This is a genomic window from Belnapia mucosa, from assembly GCF_016775475.1.
GTDB lineage: Bacteria > Pseudomonadota > Alphaproteobacteria > Acetobacterales > Acetobacteraceae > Belnapia > Belnapia mucosa.
In genome coordinates this window covers 335,898-351,267 of sequence record NZ_JAEUXJ010000002.1, presented here as the reverse complement: position 1 = coordinate 351,267, position 15,370 = coordinate 335,898, and the positions used below count along the sequence as shown (strand labels likewise).

Here is a 15,370-nt window from a genome sequence, read left to right as displayed (position 1 = left end):
CAGCGTCGACACGGGGGAAAGGGCAGCATGAGCACGGTGCGCCAGACGGTGATGGATCTGCTGCGCGATTGCGGGATGACGACCGTCTTCGGCAATCCGGGATCGACCGAACTGCCTTTCCTCGACCGCTGGCCGAACGACTTCCGCTACGTACTCGGCCTGCAGGAGAGCACGGTGGTGGCGATGGCGGATGGCCATGCCCGTGCCACCGGCCGGGCAGCCTTCTGCTCGCTGCACTCGGCCGCCGGCGTCGGTCATGCTGCGGGCAGCATTTTCACCGCCTTCCGCAACCACGCGCCGCTGGTCATCACCGCCGGCCAGCAGGCGCGCAGCCTGCTGCCGTTGAACCCCTTCCTCGGCGCCACCGAGGCGGCGCAATTCCCGAAACCCTACGTGAAATGGTCGGTCGAGCCGGCCCGGGCCGAGGATGTCCCGGCCGCCATCGCCCATGCCTGGCACATCGCCATGCAGCCCCCCTGCGGCCCGACTTTCGTCTCCATCCCGATGGATGACTGGGCGGCCCCCGCCGCGCCGCTGCCACCCCGCCGCGTCGGCTGGGAGACGGCGCCCGACCCGGCACTGCTGGCCGAGGCCGCCACGGCGCTCGCCGCCAGCCAGCGCCCCGTGCTGGTGATCGGGCCGGAGGTGGATGCGACGGGCGCCGGCCCCGCCGCGGTGGCGCTGGCCGAGCGGCTCCGCGCCCCGGTCCTGGCCAGCCCCTTTTCCAGCCGGGTGAGCTTCCCGGAGGGGCATCCTCTCTTTGCCGGCTTCCTGGCCGCGGCGCCGGAGGCGGTGACGGCGGCCCTCGCCCCCTATGACCTGGTGCTGGTCCTCGGCGCCCCGGTCTTCACCTTCCATGTCGCCGGCCAGTACCGCCTGCCGCCGGTGATCCAGATGACGGTCGAGGGCGAGGCGATCGCCGCCGCCCCTACCGGCATGGGCATCCTCGGCAGCCTCCGCCTCGGCCTGCCGACCCTGGCCGCGCTGCTGCCGGAGGCAACTCGCCCTGCCCCGCCGCCGCGCGCCCTGCCGCCGGCGCCCGCGCCCGCCGGCCCGATCCCGGCCGGCTTCCTCTTCCACGAACTCGCCCGCGCCCGCCCGGCCGATTCCATCATCGTCGAGGAGGCGCCCTCCCACCGCCCGGCGATCCAGGCGCATCTGCCGATTCCCGATTGGGGCGGCTTCTACACCATGGCGAGCGGCGGCCTCGGCTACGGGCTGCCGGCCGCGGTCGGGGTGGCGCTGGCCCAGCCGGGCCGGCGGGTGGTGGCGGTCATCGGCGACGGATCCATGATGTATTCGATCCAGGCGCTCTGGACCGCGGTGCGGGAGGCGCTGCCGGTCACGGTCATCGTCGTGGACAATGCCGGCTATGGCGCCATGCGGTCCTTCAGCCAGGTGCTGGGGGTGGAGCATGCGCCGGGGATCGACCTGCCCGGCCTCGACTTCCCGAGCCTCGCCGCCGGCATGGGCTGCCCGGCGCTGCGGGTCACGGAGCCCGGGGAGATCGAGCCAGCCCTGCGCCAAGCCTTTGCCGCGCCGGGGCCGATGCTGCTCTCGGTCGCGGTCGATCCGGCGATCCCGACGCTTTACCGGAAAAGCTGAGGCCCGGAATCAACAAGGGCCCGGTCGCCGTAGCGACCAAGCCCTGGTGAACTTCCTGGTGGAGCCAGGCGGAATCGAACCGCCGACCTCTTGAATGCCATTCAAGCGCTCTCCCAACTGAGCTATGGCCCCCCCGGGAAGGTGGCGCGGTATAACCGCCCCTCGCGGGGGGCGCAAGAGGCCCCTTCGCCTCTTTCGTCGCATTCTTCGGAAGACTAGGTTGCCGCCGGATCGAGGGAGCTTGAGCCCATGGGGAAGGTGTACCGCGACGCGAAGGACGCGCTGGCGGGCGTGTTGCGCGACGGGATGATGATCATGTCCGGCGGCTTCGGCCTCTGCGGCATTCCATCCCTGCTGATCGAGGCGATTCGCGACAGCGGCGTGCGCGACCTCACCATCGTCTCGAACAATGCCGGCATCGATGATGCGGGCCTCGGGCTGCTGCTGCAGACCCGCCAGGTGCGGAAGATGATCAGCAGCTATGTCGGCGAGAACAAGACCTTCGCCGAGCAATACCTGGCCGGCCAGCTCGAGATCGAGTTCAACCCGCAGGGCACGCTGGCCGAGCGCATCCGCGCCGGCGGCGCCGGGATCCCGGCCTTCTATACGAAGACCGGCGTCGGCACGAAGGTGGCCGAGGGCAAGCCGACGGCAGAGTTCGACGGCGAGACCTATGTGCAGGAACGCGGCCTCGTCGCCGACCTGTCCATCATCCATGCCTGGAAGGGCGATACCGAGGGCAACCTCGTCTATCGGAAGACGGCGCGGAACTTCAACCCGATGATGGCGACCGCCGGCCGCATGACGGTGGCGCAGGTCGAGCATCTGGTGCAGCCGGGCGAGATCGACCCGGACCACATCATCACCCCGGGCGTCTTCGTGAAGCGCATGATCCAGTGCCCGCCCGGCTTCGACAAGCGGATCGAGCAGCGCACCACCCGCAAGCGCGTGCTGGCGTAAGGGAGACGGACAATGCCCTGGACCCGTGACCAGATGGCCGCCCGCGCCGCGGCCGAGCTCGAGGACGGTTTCTACGTCAATCTCGGCATCGGCATCCCGACGCTGGTGGCGAACCATGTCCCCTCGGGGATCAATGTGCAGCTCCAGTCGGAGAACGGCATGCTCGGCCTCGGCCCCTTCCCCTATGAGGGGGATGAGGATGCTGACCTGATCAATGCCGGCAAGCAGACCATCACCGAACTGCCGACCAGCAGCTATTTCAGCAGCGCCGACAGCTTCGCCATGATCCGCGGCGGGCATATCGACCTCTCCATCCTCGGCGCCTTGCAGGTGGCGGCCAATGGCGACCTTGCCAATTGGATGATCCCCGGCAAGATGGTGAAGGGGATGGGCGGCGCCATGGACCTCGTCGCCGGGGTGAAGAAGGTGGTGGTGCTGATGGAGCACACCGCCAGCGGCAAGCCGAAGCTGCTTCGCGAATGCTCCCTGCCGCTGACCGGCGCCCGGGTGGTGGACATGGTCATCACCGAACTCGCCGTCTTCGAACTGGCCCGGCGTGGCGAGACCGAGGTGAAGCTGGTCGAGCTGGCCCCGGAGGTCACGCTCGAAGAGGTCACGGCGAAGACCGAAGCGCCCTTCACCGTGGCGCTGCGCAACGGCTGATACCTCTGACCTGGTGCCCTTCCGCGGCTTTGCCGCGGAAGGCGTGCGAGGCCTTGGACGCTGAGCGACAATCCGGGGCCCCCGCAAAGCCGCGCAGCGGTTTTGTGGGGAATACTCAGCGCATCGGCAGCGCGTAGACCAGCCCGCCACGGGTCCAGAGCTCGTTCGGCCCGCGCGGCAGGTTGATCTGCGTCTCCGGCCCCCAGGACCGGTCATAGATCTCGCCGTAATTCCCCATGGCGCGGATGATGTTGTAGGCCCAGGCGCGGTCGAGCTTCAGCGCCTCGCCCAGTTCCGGTGTCACGCCCAGCAGCCGGCGCGTGTTCGGGTTGGTGCTGGTGCGGCGCATCTCCTCGGCATTGGCCTGGGTCACGCCCTGCTCCTCCGCCTCGATCAGGGCGGTGGTGTACCAGCGCACCACGTCGAACCATTGCTGGTCGTCACGGCGGATATAGGCGCCATAGGGTTCCTTGCTGAAGCGCTCGGGCAGGATGGTCCAGTCGGCGGGCTTCGGCATGGTGGACCGCACGCCGGCGAGCTGCGAGGCATCGGTGCCGAAGCTGTCGCAGCGCCCGGCCTGCAGCGCCGCCGCGGCCTGGTCGGTGCGTTCGAACAGCACCGGGCGGAAGGGCGTGTTGATGCTGCGGAAATAATCCGCCGTCACCTGCTCATTCGTCGTGCCCTGCACGAGGCAGATGGTGGCGTCCCGCATCTCGGAGACCTTGGCCACGCTCCCGGCGCGGACGATGAAGCCGTGCCCGTCATAGAAGTAGGTCACGACATGACGCAGGCCGAGCGTCACGTCACGCAGCATGGTCTGGGTGCTGGTGCGGAACAGCACATCCACCTCCCCGGCGCCGAGCGCGGTGAAGCGCGTCGAGGAGGAGAGCGGCACGAAGCGCACCTTGGCCGGGTCGTTGAAGATGGCGACGGCCAGGCCACGGCACAGATCCACATCCATCCCCTGCCAGACGCCGCGGCTGTCCGGCAGGCCGAAGCCGGCCACGCCGGTGCCGATGCCGCAGACAAGCTGCCCGCGCGCCTTGATCGCCTCCAGCGTCTGCTGGGCGCGGGCGGTGGTGGTGGAGAACAGCGCGCAGGCGAGCGCCGCCGCGGCCATGATGCCTCGTCCCAGCATGATGTTTGTCCTGCCCTGTTGAAATCTGGCCAGGATCGTCGCGGTTGCCGGCTTTGCACGTCAACCGGAACATCATGGCCGATCAGGCCGCTGAGACGGACTTTGCCTCATTCGCAGGCAGGATGCGCCCATCCTCCATCGCCACGATCCGGTCGGCGATATCGAGGATGCGCGGGTCATGCGTCACCATCAGGATCGGCACGCCCTGGCGCCGCGCCAACTCCCGCAGCAGCCGCACCACATCGCCGCCCGATTGCCGGTCGAGTGCCGCGGTCGGCTCATCGGCCAGGATCAGCCCCGGCCGTCCCGCCAGGGCACGCGCCACCGCCACCCGCTGCCGCTGGCCGCCGGAAAGCTGGTCGGGCCGGCTCTCGGTCTTGTCCGCCAGGCCGACCGCGGCCAGCATTTCCCCGGCGCGGGTCAAGCGATCCCGCTCCGACAGGCCCGGATGCAGTTCCAGCGCCATCGCTACATTCTGCCGCGCGGTGAGGAAGCCGAGCAGGTTGTGCTGCTGGAAGATGAAGCCGATCCGCCGGCGCAGCGCGACGCGCTGCGCCTCGCTCGCGCCCGCCATCTGCTGGCCGAGCACCAGGGCATCGCCCGCCTGCATCGCCCGCAGCGCGCCGATGAGCGTCAGCAGCGTGGTCTTGCCGCTGCCGGAGGGACCGGTCAACAGCACCACCTCGCCCGGTCCGACCGCGAGATCAACATCGCGCAGCACCGGCCGCGCCAGCTCGCCCTTGCCATAGGCATAGGTGACGCCGGAAAGGCGGATCGGCGCCGTCATCAGAACATGTCGGCCGGGTTGGCGTCGCGCAGCTTCCGCATCGCCAGCAGCCCCGCCAGCCCGCACATGGTGAAGATCATGGCGAAGACGCCGAGCGCGCGTTCGGTGTCCATCGCCAGCGGCAGGAAGGTCCCCTTCCCCACCACGTCATAGAGCACCGCCGAGAGCGCGAAGCCCGGCAGGAAGCCGAGCACGGCGAGGATCAGCGCGGCCGAGAGCACGGCGCGGCCGAGAAAGCCATTCGAATAGCCCATCGCCTTCAGCGTGGCGTATTCCTTCAGATGGCTGGCGATGTCGCTGAACAGGATCTGGTAGACGATCACCATGCCGACGATCAGGCCCATGATGCTGCCAAACATGAAGATGAAGCCGATCGGCGTGGCATTCTCCCAATAGTCGCGCTCATGCGCGACCAGCTCCGACCCGTTCAGCACCAGCACATCGGGCGGCAGCACGGCGCGCAGCCGCTCCACCGCCGCCGCGCGGTCGGCGCCCGGCCGCAGCTTGATGGCGACGAGATCAACCGCCGAGGCCTGCCGGTCCTTCATGATGCGGCGGAAATTCAGCTCCGACATCACGACATTGCCGTCGGCGCCGAAGGAGGGGCCGATCTCGACCAACCCCGCCACCTCCATCAGCCGGTTGCCAACCTGCACCGGGAAGGGCCCGCGCTCGGCGAGCAGCCGCGCCACATCGCCGAATTCGGGCCGGGAGCGGCGGTCGAAGGCGAGCGTGTCCGGCCGCTTCAGCGTCTCGATCAGCGGCGCCAGGCCGGGAAATTCCATCACCCCGGATTCGGTGTCGAAGCCGACCAGCTGCACCGCGCGGCGGCTGCCATTCTCCGGGTTCCGCCAGGTCGCCTGGGCCAGATAGACCGGCACCGCCGCCTGCACCTCGGGCAGCGCCATGGCCTGGCTGACGCGCACGCGCGGCAGCGTCTCCGGCTTGAAGCTCACCGTCGTCATCGGATGCATCAGGAAGATATCGGCGCGCATGGCCGAGAGCAGCGCCGTCGCGCTCTCGAACAGCGCCGAGCGGAAGCCGAGCTGCATGAAGACCAGCACGCAGGCGAACAGCACGCCGGCGATAGCCGAGGCCAGCCGGGACCGCTCGGCCCGCAACTGCCGCCAGGCGAGGCGGAGCGGCAGCCACAGCGCATCGAACAGGCCCGGGCCGCGCGGCGGCGTTGGTGGCGGCGAGGCCTCGGCTGCCGCCTCGCCGGTCAGCTCCGGCGCCCAGGGCAGCAGCGGCGCCTCGGCGGTGCGGGGGATGGCGTTCATGGCCGGATCGAGACCTGCACCTGCATATTGGTCCGCCGCTCCAGCGCGGCGCGCCCCTCGGGCGAGAGGGTGAGGCGCACCTCGACCGTGCGGGCATCGACGGCGGCGACGGGATCGGTTCCGGCCTGGGTGGTGCGGCGGACCAGCCAGCCGATGTCGCGCAGCTCGGCCGGGTAGCGGCGCGCATCGCCGGGCACCACCACCTCGGCCGGCGCGCCGGGGCGGAGGCGGGGGATATCCGTCTCATAGACATCAGCGACGACATCGAGCCGGGTGAGATCGGCCATCTCCAGCAACCCGTCGCTGCCGACCTGGTCGCCCGGCCGGGCATAGAGCTTGAGAATGGTCCCATCGATCGGCGCCACCACCCGCGCCAGGGCCGCATCCGCCCGCGCCTTGGCGAGGCCGGCCTCGGCCATGGCGAGTTCCGCCTCGGCCACCGCCAGATCCTCGGGTCGCGGCACCAGCAGGCGCTGCAGCGTCGCCTCCGCCTCGGCCCGTTCGGCGGCGGCGCGGGCGGCGGCGAAACGGGCCCGCTCCGCCACGGCGGCACCGCCGGCACCGGAGGGCACCAGCGCCTCGGCCCGTTCGGCATCGCGGCGGGCGCTGCCCTCGGCGAAGCGCAGCGCCTCGATCCGGGCGCGCTGGGCGGCAATTTCCTCCGGCCGGCCGGCGGCGCGGATGCGCTCCAGCGCGGTGCGGGCCTGCCGGACCTGCGCCTCGGCCTGGGCGGCGGCGGCATCCTTCTGCGGCGCATCGTCGAATTCGGCGAGGAGCTGGCCCGCCTCGACCCGGTCGCCCTCGGCGACCAGCAAGCGGCCGAGCCGGGTCACGGCCATGCCGCCTGGCTGGTTCAGCTTCCGGATGCGGCTCATCGGCTCCACTCGGCCGAGCGCGCCGACCCCGACCGGAGATAGCGGCGCCTCGACCGGGGCCGGGCCGCGGTCAGCCTCGCTGCGCTGCACCCAGGCGAAGGTGCCGCCCAATCCGGCCAGCAGCAGCAGGCCGAGCAGCGCCGCCCGGCGGTTCACGGGGAGGGCGCCTCCGGCGCATCCAGCAGTTCCAGCACCTCCGCCTCGTCCAGCACATCGAAGGCGAGCAGCGCGCCATCCGGCGCCTCTCCGCAGCGGAGGGTTTCGCTGATCAGGCCCAGCAGGCCGGGCATGGCCGGGTGGAATTGGGTCGCGGCGCCGGCGCCGGCGGCCAGCATGGTCAGGACCGCGCCGGCAAGAGCGGTGGAGAGCCTCATGCGGGGGACTCCTCGATCAGGCGCGAGAGGGTGGCGTGCATGGCCGCCATCTCCCCGGGCGTCGGGGCGTACATGCCGAAGATCCGGGCCATGAAGAGCCCATCCCCGGCCGCCATGACGATGCCGCCGACACCCGGCGACAGCCCATCCTCCGCCACCGCCTGGCGCATCCGGGCGATGATGGCCCGGACCGGGTCCAGCAGGGCCGGGTCGTGATGGAAGGTGGCCAGGAAAACCGCGGCGGCGCGGTCGCAACGCTCGTTCATCGCCTCCGGCGTCTGGCCGAAGCCCCAGGCGAGCATGGCGCGGGCGACACGGCCCGGCCCCTCGGGCTGGGCGGCGGTGCCGGCGGCGAAGTCCTCGGCGATGAACTCGGCCATGCGGGCGATGAGGCCGATGAGCAGCGCCTCCTTCGAGGCGAAGTGATAGAGCAGCCCGCCTTTGGAGACGCCGGCGAGCCGCGCCGCGGCGTCCAGCGTCAGCCCGGCAACGCCCTTGGCGCGGACCAGGCTTTCGGCCGCATCGAGGATGCGGGTGCGGGCATCGGGTGCCGGGTGGGGGGTGCCATCCATCATGATGGCGGAATACTATACCGGCTGGACGGTTCGTCAACCGTCCAGCCGGTATAGTCACGCGGGCGTCACTCGGGCCAGCGCCGGTGCAGCCAGAGCCACTCCGCCGGCCGCTCCGTGATCCAGGCCGAAAGCCGGTCGTTGATCGCCGTTGTCAGGGCCAGGATCTGCACCTGCCGGTCCGGGCCGGGGGGGACGGGCAGCGGCGGCTCCACCACCAGCCGGAAGCGGCAGGGCCCCAGGCGCTCGACATGGCCAGGGATGATCGGGCAGCCGAAGCGGAGCGCGAGCTGGGCCGGCGCCGGCGCCGTCATCGCCGACAGGCCGAGCAAGGGCGCCGCGATGCCGTCATTCAGCTTCTGGTCGGCCAGCATCCCCAGGACGCCGCCGCCCGAGAGGTAGCGCAGCGCCGCCCGCGCCCCGGTTGAGCCTTTCGGAAACAGCGGCAGCGGCTCGCCCTCGACCGCCGCCGCCCGGCATTCGCGGATCAGCCGGTCCACGGCGTCATTGTCCGCGGCGCGATAGACGCTGCCCATGCGGATGCCGAGCGTGGCCAGCGCCGGCGGCAGCACCTCCCAATTGCCGATATGGCCGGAGACGAGGATGGCCGGGCCGCCATGCTCCATCAGCGGCACCAGATGCTCCCGTCCCACCATCTCCCATTCCAGCACCGGGAGATGCGGCAGCTCGGCGACGGTGCGGCCGAGATTGTCCCACATGGCGCGCACCACCCGGTCCCGCTCGGCGGCCGGAAGCAATGGCAGGGCGCGCGCCAGGTTGCGCCGGGCAATGCGGGAGACGGGGAGCAACGGGCCGATCGTGCGGGCGATCCAGCCGCCGCAATCCGAGGCGCGACGCGGCCCGAGCCGCCGCGAGAGGCCGAGCAGCAGCCGTGCCGCCGCGGTTTCCAGCCGGTGCTGCGGGTTCGGCATCGGGGTCAGGCCGGGATCGGCACCCGCTGCGCCAGGGGGTCGAGCAGCGCCTCGATCGCCGCCGTATCCTCCCATTCCAGGCGCACGGTCACCACGGTGACCCGGCTGCGGAAGGCCGGCGGGATGCGGACGAAATCCTTGCGGGTCGTCACCGGGATGGCGCGCAGCCGGTCGGCCTCGGCCAGGATGTCCCGCATATCGCCGGCATCGAAGGGGTAGTGGTCGGCGAAGGGGGCGCGGCCGGCAACGACAGCACCCGCCTCGCCCAGGGTGGCGAAGAATTTCTTCGGATTGGCGATGCCGCAGAAGGCATGCACCGGCTGCCCGGCCAGCATCTCCGCCTCCGGCCCTGGCCGCAGATGCGCCCGCAGCACCGGCAGGCGGGGCGGCAGCAGCGCGGCGGCGCCGGTCTCGTCCTCGCCGATGATGACGGCGGCCCGGCAGCGGGCGGCGGCGGCGGCCACCGTCTCCCGCAGCGGCCCGGCCGGGATGATGCGGTTGTTGCCGAAGCCGAAGCTGCCATCGATGATCAGCAGCGAGAGGTCCTTCTCGAGCGTCGGGTTCTGCAGCCCGTCATCCATGATGAGGGCCTGTGCCCCGCCCGCCACCGCCGCCCGCGCCCCGGCGCCGCGATCGGCCGAGATCCAGGCCGGCCGCTCGGCCGCCAGCAGCAGCGCCTCGTCGCCCACCGCCTGGCTGTCATGCTGGGCGGGATCGACCCGGACCGGCCCCTTCAGCCGCCCGCCATAGCCGCGGAGCAGGAAATGCACCGCGATGCCCCGCCGCGCCAGGCGCTGGCCGAGATCGAGCGTGACGGTGGTCTTTCCGGCCCCGCCGGCGGTGGCATTGCCGCAGCAGATCACCGGCACCGGCGCCTGCCAGCCCGGCCGGGCCATGCGCCGGGCCGTCGCCGCGCCATAGAGCGCGGCGATGGGCGAGAGCAGGGTCGGCAGCAGGCCGGTGCCGTCGCCGCCCCAGAATTCGGGCGCGCGCATCAGCCTTGGCTCGTCTCGATGGGCATCAGGCGTCGATCGGTCCTTGTCCCCACTGCGGCCCCTGGGCGGGCAGCAGCCGCAACAGCGCCTCGGCCACCTCGCCCGGCAACCCCTCCGCCGGCGCCAGGGCGGCGGCGGCGGCTTCGGCCAGGCGGCGGCCGTGATCGCGATGGGATAGCACGCCATCCGCGGCCGCCGCCAGCGCCGCCGCCTCGGGCGGCTCGACCAGCCCTGCCCCGCCCGCCGCCAGCAGCCGCGCCGCCAGATCGGCGAAATTCGCGGTATGCGGCCCGAGCAGGATCGGGCAGCCGAGCCGCGCCGGCTCCAGCGGGTTGTGCCCGCCATGCGGCACGAGCGAGCCGCCGACCAGCGCCACCCTGGCCAGCCGGTAGAACAGCCCCATCTCGCCCAGCGTATCGGCGACATAGACCGCCGTTTCCGCTTCGGGCAGCGCCCCCTCGCCCCGCCGCCGGGCAGCGAGGCCCAGCGATTCGGCCAGCGCCGCCACCTCCGCGCCGCGATCCGGATGGCGCGGCGCCAGGATGGTCAGCAAGCCGGGATGCGCCCCGGCCAGCAGCCGATGGGCCTCGAGAAGGATGGCCTCCTCCCCCGGATGGGTGCTGGCGCCGAGCAGCACCGGCCGGCCGCCGATCGCCGCGCGCAGTGCCGCCAGCGCCGCCGGATCGGCGGGCAGCGGCGGCACCGCCTCCTTCAGGTTGCCCGGCACCCGCACCTCGGGCGCACCCAGCGCGGCGAGGCGCGCGGCATCGCCCTCGCTCTGCGCCAGGACCAGGGCGAAGGCCCCCATCAGCTCCCGCCCCAGCCGGGGCGCCAGCCGCCAGCGTTGGGCGGAGCGGGGCGAGAGCCGGGCATTCAGCAGCACCAGCGGCAGGCTGCGCGCCCGGGCGGCGAGGATCATGTTCGGCCAAAGCTCGGATTCGACGAAGGCGGCCACATCCGGCCGCCAGCCATCAAGGAAGCGCTTCACCCAGGACGGCACATCGAGCGGCGCGAAGCGGTGCCGCACCCGGGCGCGCAAGGCGGGCGGCAGGCGCCGCTCCAGCAACGCCGCGCTGGTGACGGTGCCGGTGGTCAGCAGGATCTGGACCCGCGGCGCGAGCGTCTCGACCACCGGCAGCAGGGAGAGCGTCTCCCCGACGCTCGCTGCATGCAGCCAGACCAGGGGGCCGGGCGGGCGGGCGGCGCCGAAGCCGCGCCGTTCCTCCAGCCGCCCCGCCAGCTCCTTCCCCCGCGCCAGGCGGCGGCGGAGATAGGCCGGCAGCAGCGGCGCGGCGAGGCTGGCGCCCCAGCGCCAGAGCATGGCAGCGGCGCTCACGCGGCGATCCGGGCATCGGCGGCGTCGCAGGCCGCGGTCAGGGCCGCCTCGATGGCCGGCAGGGCTGCGAGCGGCGCGGCCCGATCCACCGGCACCGGCGGCCCCATCACCAGCACGCCGCGGGCGAAGGGCAGCGGCAGCAGCATGCGGTCCCAGCTGCCGAGGATGCGGAGCCGGCTGGTGCGGGCGGCGCAGGGCAGCACCGGCACCCCGGCCGTGGCGGCAAGCTGGGCGACGCCCGGCGCTGCCCGGCGCCGCGGGCCACGCGGCCCGTCCGGGGTGATGACGACCATATCCCCCTGCCCCAGCACCCGCAGCATGGCCCGCAGCCCGGACGCCCCACCGCGCGAGGATGAGGCATGCACCAGCTCCAGCCGGAAGCGGCGCACGACGGCGCCGATGAAGCGGCCGTCGCGGTGGCGGGAGACGAGGACATGCGCGCGGACGCCGGCCAGCCGCGGCTCTGCGGCGCGGGCGCGCAGCCAGAGCATGGGCATCATCGGCAGGCGTTCATGCCAGAAGGCAGCGAGGATCGGCCGCCCCTCCGACCCCAGCGCGGCGGCCAGATGGGCCTGTCCCTCCAGCGTCCAGCGCGTGGTGCGGAAGACCAGGGCGAGATACAGCCCGAGGGCCCAGGCGAAGGCGGCCTGGCTGGCGGGGTGCCGGATCAGGCGGCGGAACATGACGGTCGGAGCATGGGCGCAGCAGCGCCCCTAGCACGCCCCATCCGCGGCCGGAATAGGCGGGGCCGAGAATGCGCGCTTCAGCTCATTCTCCGGCAATCCTTCAGCCGTAACGACGCAGCGCAACCACCGCGGCGGCGAGGCCGGAGGCCAGGGATACGGCGCCGAGCGCCGGAGCGGCGACAAGGGCCGAGGAGGCGATAGCGGCCATCGGCCCGAGCGCCAGCCCCACCGCGGCCAACCCGCCCAGGGCGGCAATCACGGCCATGAAGCAGAGTGGAATCATCAAGGCCTCCCTGTAGTTCGTAACAGTCGGTTTGTGACAGTTGCCATCCTTATGCCATGATTTGGCCCCGCTCGGCCACAATTACGACACCGCCGCCGCCCCCGGAGAGGGGACGACGGCGGCACAATATCGTTAGCGTGTGGAGTGTTCGGGCGGCCTCAGCCGGTTTGCTGGATCGCCGAGAGCATCCAGGGCCCGCCCTGCACCCGCATGAAGGTCCAGAGCTCGGTCGCCTCGGTGCGGCGATTCGGATCGCCCTCCACCACCGCGCCGTCGCTGATCCGCCGGGTCACGTCGATCTGCGAGAAGCGCATGGCGACGGTGGCGAATTCACGGCTGCCCTCGCGCCAAGCCTCGGCCAGGTCGCCCTGCTCCAGCTTGACGTCGCGGGTCTCGTTGCGGAGGCCGCGACCGGCGAGATTGGCCAGGTCATCGCCGAAATAGCGCAGCATTTCCGGCGTCGCGACCGCCCGCATGCCGGCCTCGTCCTGGCGGTTCCAGGCCTCGTTCACCCGTTGCAGCGTCTGCTCGAAGGCCTGGAAATCGGCCGGGGCGAGCTGGATCGCGGAGGAAGGCGCGCCACCCCCGCCGCCACCGGCCGGCAGCGGGCCGTCCGCTTGGCGCGCCATCCCGCCCGGGATGCCCGCCATGGCCGGCTGCGCCTGGCGCCGGCGGAAGAAGCCCATTACCAGCCGGACCAGCAGGAAGATCAACCCGATCTGCAGCAGCAGGCCGAAGAAGGAGCCGATGCCGGTGAAGCCGCTGAACAGCCCATGGCCGAACAGCAACCCACCGAGGCCGACGCCGATCAGGCCGCCCATCAGCCCCGCCATGAAGGGCGAGCGGGAGAAGAAGCCGCCGGCCGGGTTGGGCTGGCCGATCGGCGGGCGGTTGGTGGCCTGGCCATAGGGCGTGGCCGGCCGGGCCGGCTCAATGGAGCGCTCCATCGGCCGCGCCGCATTGGGCGCGGTATTGGTGGTGGGCGGGGCGCTATAGGTGCGGCTGCCACGGCTGCCCACGGAGGAGCCGCTGCCCGGCCGCGCATCCGCGAGCGCAGGGGCCAGCGCCAGCAGGGCGGCAGTAAAAAACAGGGCGGGGCGACGCATGGGGCGGGGCTCTCCTGAAAAATGACCGATCGGCAATATAGGGGGCCGCTGCCCCAATTGCGATGGGTCGCTCTGCCGCCGCCTCAGGCGGCGCGGACGCCATCGAGGAAGCCGTCCACCTCGCCCCGCAACAGGTCGGATTGCCGGGCCAGTTCGGCGGCGGAAGCCCGGAGCTGGGTGGCGGCGGCGCCGGTCGCCGTCGCGCCCTGGGTCAGGTCGCCGGCGAAGCGCGCCACCTCCTCGGTCCCGGCGGCAGCGCCGGAGACGGCGCGGATGATCTCCTGCGTCGCGCTGCTTTGCTGCTCGGCGGCGGCGGCGACCTGGACGGCGATCCCCTCGACCTTGTCGATGCGGGCCGCGATCTCGCGGATCGCCTGGACAGCGGCGGTGGTCTGGGCCTGCATGCCGCCGATCTGGGCGCCGATCTCCTCCGTTGCCCTGGCGGTCTGGGCGGCGAGTTGCTTCACCTCCCCGGCGACGACGGCGAAGCCCTTGCCATGCTCCCCGGCGCGGGCGGATTCGATGGTGGCGTTCAGCGCCAGCAGGTTGGTCTGGGCGGCGATGTCGCTGATCAGCCGCACCACATCGCCGATCCGCTGGGCACTGTCCGACAGGGCATTCACCGTGGCGTTGCTGGCGGCGGCGGATTCGGCGGCCTGGCGGGCGATCTGCGCCGTGCTGCTGATCTGCCGCGTGATCTCGGCGATGGAAGCCCCCAGCTCCTCGGCAGCGGAGGCGACGGTGCCGACGGATTGGGAGGCCTCGCCGGCCGCATGGGCCACGCCCTCCGCCTGGGTTTCGCCGCGCCGGGCCGTCTCCGTCATGCTGCCGGCCATCTGCTCCAGCTCACCCAGAGCCTCGGCGACCGTGCCGAAGGCGCCGCCCGCATTGGTCTCGAACCGGGCGATCAGGCCGGCCAGGGCCTCGGCGCGCCGGGCCTTGGCTTCCGCTTCCGCGGCGGCGGCGGCATCGGCCTGCTGCTTGGCGACCAGGTCGGCCTTGAACCTGGCGAGCCGCCGGGCGAAGCCGCCCATCTCGGTCCGCGCCGGCAAGGCCGGGACCTCGGTCGAAAGGTCGCCGGCGGCCAGGCGTTCCATCGGCCGCGCCACCGCGTCGATGTCTCGGTGCAGGCCGCGCATGATCCAGATGGCGGCGCCGGCCGCGGTCAAGACGCAGAGGCCGAGCATGGCGAGGATCACGGCGAAGCCGCTCCGCACCTCCTGCGCCGCGACGACGACGGCATGGTCGGCGCCCTCGGCATTGAGCTCGGTCAGCCGGTTGAGCGTCACCATCGCCTCACCGAATATGCCGAGCGCCTCGGTCTGATAGAGCGCCGTTGCCTCGCTGTTCGCGTTCCGCCGGGACAGGCCGAGGATGCGGTCGGCGAGCGCCGTGTAGGTGGCCCAGCGCCGGCCGAACTCCTCGTAGATGGCCCGTTCCTCGGCCGAGCTGATCAACCGGGCATAGGAGCGCCTTGCCTCCTCGACTTGGCGCAGGGCATCGGCGATCTCCCGGTCGAGCTGCGCCATCCGGCCCTCGTCGGTGTTCAGGATGTGCAGCGGCAGGAGCGAGCGGTAGCGCTGGGCCAGGGTGGTGACGCGGCCGGCGGATTGCACGCTGGGCAGCCAATTCGTGGCGATCTCGTTCGAGGCGCCCGCGAGACTCGAAAAACGGAGAAGGGCGAAGCCGCCGAGCAGGCAGGCCGCGAGGGCTAGGACCGCCAGGGCCAAACCCACCTTTTCACGAATGCGCAGGGACGCCAGCATCATCAGCCCTCT

At 72.0% G+C, this 15,370-nt stretch carries 16 protein-coding genes and 1 tRNA gene; 3 read left to right on the top strand and 14 right to left on the bottom strand.

All coding sequences use genetic code 11. The features are described from left to right. The first annotated feature begins 27 nt into the window (after positions 1 to 27). Positions 28 to 1,605 carry a benzoylformate decarboxylase gene (gene mdlC, locus JMJ55_RS06325; protein ID WP_202824664.1) on the top strand — a complete coding sequence of 526 codons (1,578 nt, stop codon included), beginning with the start codon at positions 28 to 30 and terminating at the stop codon, positions 1,603 to 1,605. 56 nt (positions 1,606 to 1,661) lie between these two features. On the opposite strand, the gene JMJ55_RS06320 is transcribed toward mdlC, so the two are convergent. Then, a tRNA-Ala gene (locus tag JMJ55_RS06320) sits at positions 1,662 to 1,737 on the bottom strand. 117 nt (positions 1,738 to 1,854) lie between these two features. Here JMJ55_RS06320 and JMJ55_RS06315 point away from each other — a divergent pair. Both JMJ55_RS06315 and JMJ55_RS06310 read left to right on the top strand, forming a co-directional pair. Further along, on the top strand, positions 1,855 to 2,565 hold the full coding sequence (locus JMJ55_RS06315) for a CoA transferase subunit A (protein ID WP_202824663.1): 711 nt from the start codon (positions 1,855 to 1,857) through the stop codon (positions 2,563 to 2,565). 12 nt (positions 2,566 to 2,577) lie between these two features. Next, on the top strand, positions 2,578 to 3,228 hold the full coding sequence (locus JMJ55_RS06310; protein ID WP_202824662.1) for a CoA transferase subunit B: 651 nt from the start codon (positions 2,578 to 2,580) through the stop codon (positions 3,226 to 3,228). Positions 3,229 to 3,343: 115 nt separating this feature from the next. Here the strand turns inward: JMJ55_RS06310 and JMJ55_RS06305 are convergent, their stop codons facing one another. The 13 genes from JMJ55_RS06305 to JMJ55_RS06245 form a co-directional block, all read right to left on the bottom strand. Then, positions 3,344 to 4,366, bottom strand: coding sequence for an amino acid ABC transporter substrate-binding protein (locus JMJ55_RS06305; RefSeq protein ID WP_202824661.1), 1,023 nt, complete (start codon positions 4,364 to 4,366; stop codon positions 3,344 to 3,346). 82 nt (positions 4,367 to 4,448) lie between these two features. Further along, positions 4,449 to 5,153 carry an ATP-binding cassette domain-containing protein gene (locus JMJ55_RS06300; protein ID WP_202824660.1) on the bottom strand — a complete coding sequence of 235 codons (705 nt, stop codon included), beginning with the start codon at positions 5,151 to 5,153 and terminating at the stop codon, positions 4,449 to 4,451. After that, entirely contained in the window at positions 5,153 to 6,433 is a 1,281-nt protein-coding gene (gene devC / locus JMJ55_RS06295; RefSeq protein WP_202824659.1) for an ABC transporter permease DevC, read from the bottom strand. The genes JMJ55_RS06300 and devC overlap by 1 nt, the downstream gene beginning before the upstream one ends. Further along, the gene (locus tag JMJ55_RS06290) at positions 6,430 to 7,464 is read right to left on the bottom strand and encodes an HlyD family efflux transporter periplasmic adaptor subunit (protein WP_202824658.1); all 1,035 of its coding nucleotides are present in this window, start codon (positions 7,462 to 7,464) and stop codon (positions 6,430 to 6,432) included. The genes devC and JMJ55_RS06290 overlap by 4 nt, the downstream gene beginning before the upstream one ends. Then, entirely contained in the window at positions 7,461 to 7,682 is a 222-nt protein-coding gene (locus JMJ55_RS06285) for a hypothetical protein (RefSeq protein ID WP_202824657.1), read from the bottom strand. Before JMJ55_RS06285 ends, JMJ55_RS06290 begins: the two co-directional genes overlap by 4 nt. Next, positions 7,679 to 8,257 carry a TetR/AcrR family transcriptional regulator gene (locus JMJ55_RS06280; protein ID WP_202824656.1) on the bottom strand — a complete coding sequence of 193 codons (579 nt, stop codon included), beginning with the start codon at positions 8,255 to 8,257 and terminating at the stop codon, positions 7,679 to 7,681. The genes JMJ55_RS06285 and JMJ55_RS06280 overlap by 4 nt, the downstream gene beginning before the upstream one ends. Positions 8,258 to 8,322: 65 nt before the next feature. Further along, positions 8,323 to 9,186, bottom strand: a complete 864-nt coding sequence (locus JMJ55_RS06275) for a lysophospholipid acyltransferase family protein (protein WP_202824655.1) — start codon at positions 9,184 to 9,186, stop codon at positions 8,323 to 8,325. A 5-nt stretch (positions 9,187 to 9,191) separates the two neighbouring features. Then, positions 9,192 to 10,181, bottom strand: a complete 990-nt coding sequence (gene lpxK, locus JMJ55_RS06270; protein ID WP_202824654.1) for a tetraacyldisaccharide 4'-kinase — start codon at positions 10,179 to 10,181, stop codon at positions 9,192 to 9,194. A 25-nt stretch (positions 10,182 to 10,206) separates the two neighbouring features. Then, the gene (locus JMJ55_RS06265) at positions 10,207 to 11,517 is read right to left on the bottom strand and encodes a 3-deoxy-D-manno-octulosonic acid transferase (RefSeq protein ID WP_328702576.1); all 1,311 of its coding nucleotides are present in this window, start codon (positions 11,515 to 11,517) and stop codon (positions 10,207 to 10,209) included. Then, the gene (locus tag JMJ55_RS06260) at positions 11,514 to 12,200 is read right to left on the bottom strand and encodes a lysophospholipid acyltransferase family protein (protein ID WP_202824653.1); all 687 of its coding nucleotides are present in this window, start codon (positions 12,198 to 12,200) and stop codon (positions 11,514 to 11,516) included. Before JMJ55_RS06260 ends, JMJ55_RS06265 begins: the two co-directional genes overlap by 4 nt. Positions 12,201 to 12,303: 103 nt before the next feature. Further along, the gene (locus JMJ55_RS06255; protein ID WP_202824652.1) at positions 12,304 to 12,486 is read right to left on the bottom strand and encodes a hypothetical protein; all 183 of its coding nucleotides are present in this window, start codon (positions 12,484 to 12,486) and stop codon (positions 12,304 to 12,306) included. Between the two features lie 158 nt (positions 12,487 to 12,644). Beyond that, positions 12,645 to 13,592 carry a TIM44-like domain-containing protein gene (locus JMJ55_RS06250; protein WP_202824651.1) on the bottom strand — a complete coding sequence of 316 codons (948 nt, stop codon included), beginning with the start codon at positions 13,590 to 13,592 and terminating at the stop codon, positions 12,645 to 12,647. Positions 13,593 to 13,675: 83 nt separating this feature from the next. Then, a complete protein-coding gene (locus JMJ55_RS06245; protein WP_202824650.1) occupies positions 13,676 to 15,361 on the bottom strand; it encodes a methyl-accepting chemotaxis protein in 1,686 nt (561 codons plus the stop codon). Positions 15,362 to 15,370 lie beyond the last annotated feature (9 nt).

Excerpts from the sequence above, each read along its gene's own strand:
- mdlC (WP_202824664.1), top strand. The coding sequence starts at position 28 with ATGAGCACGGTGCGCCAGACGGTGATGGATCTGCTGCGCGATTGCGGG.
- JMJ55_RS06315 (WP_202824663.1), top strand. The coding sequence starts at position 1,855 with ATGGGGAAGGTGTACCGCGACGCGAAGGACGCGCTGGCGGGCGTGTTG.
- JMJ55_RS06310 (WP_202824662.1), top strand. The coding sequence starts at position 2,578 with ATGCCCTGGACCCGTGACCAGATGGCCGCCCGCGCCGCGGCCGAGCTC.
- JMJ55_RS06305 (WP_202824661.1), bottom strand. The coding sequence starts at position 4,366 with ATGCTGGGACGAGGCATCATGGCCGCGGCGGCGCTCGCCTGCGCGCTG.
- JMJ55_RS06300 (WP_202824660.1), bottom strand. The coding sequence starts at position 5,153 with ATGACGGCGCCGATCCGCCTTTCCGGCGTCACCTATGCCTATGGCAAG.
- devC (WP_202824659.1), bottom strand. The coding sequence starts at position 6,433 with ATGAACGCCATCCCCCGCACCGCCGAGGCGCCGCTGCTGCCCTGGGCG.
- JMJ55_RS06285 (WP_202824657.1), bottom strand. The coding sequence starts at position 7,682 with ATGAGGCTCTCCACCGCTCTTGCCGGCGCGGTCCTGACCATGCTGGCC.
- JMJ55_RS06280 (WP_202824656.1), bottom strand. The coding sequence starts at position 8,257 with ATGATGGATGGCACCCCCCACCCGGCACCCGATGCCCGCACCCGCATC.
- JMJ55_RS06275 (WP_202824655.1), bottom strand. The coding sequence starts at position 9,186 with ATGCCGAACCCGCAGCACCGGCTGGAAACCGCGGCGGCACGGCTGCTG.
- lpxK (WP_202824654.1), bottom strand. The coding sequence starts at position 10,181 with ATGCGCGCGCCCGAATTCTGGGGCGGCGACGGCACCGGCCTGCTGCCG.
- JMJ55_RS06260 (WP_202824653.1), bottom strand. The coding sequence starts at position 12,200 with ATGTTCCGCCGCCTGATCCGGCACCCCGCCAGCCAGGCCGCCTTCGCC.
- JMJ55_RS06255 (WP_202824652.1), bottom strand. The coding sequence starts at position 12,486 with ATGATTCCACTCTGCTTCATGGCCGTGATTGCCGCCCTGGGCGGGTTG.
- JMJ55_RS06250 (WP_202824651.1), bottom strand. The coding sequence starts at position 13,592 with ATGCGTCGCCCCGCCCTGTTTTTTACTGCCGCCCTGCTGGCGCTGGCC.
- JMJ55_RS06245 (WP_202824650.1), bottom strand. The coding sequence starts at position 15,361 with ATGATGCTGGCGTCCCTGCGCATTCGTGAAAAGGTGGGTTTGGCCCTG.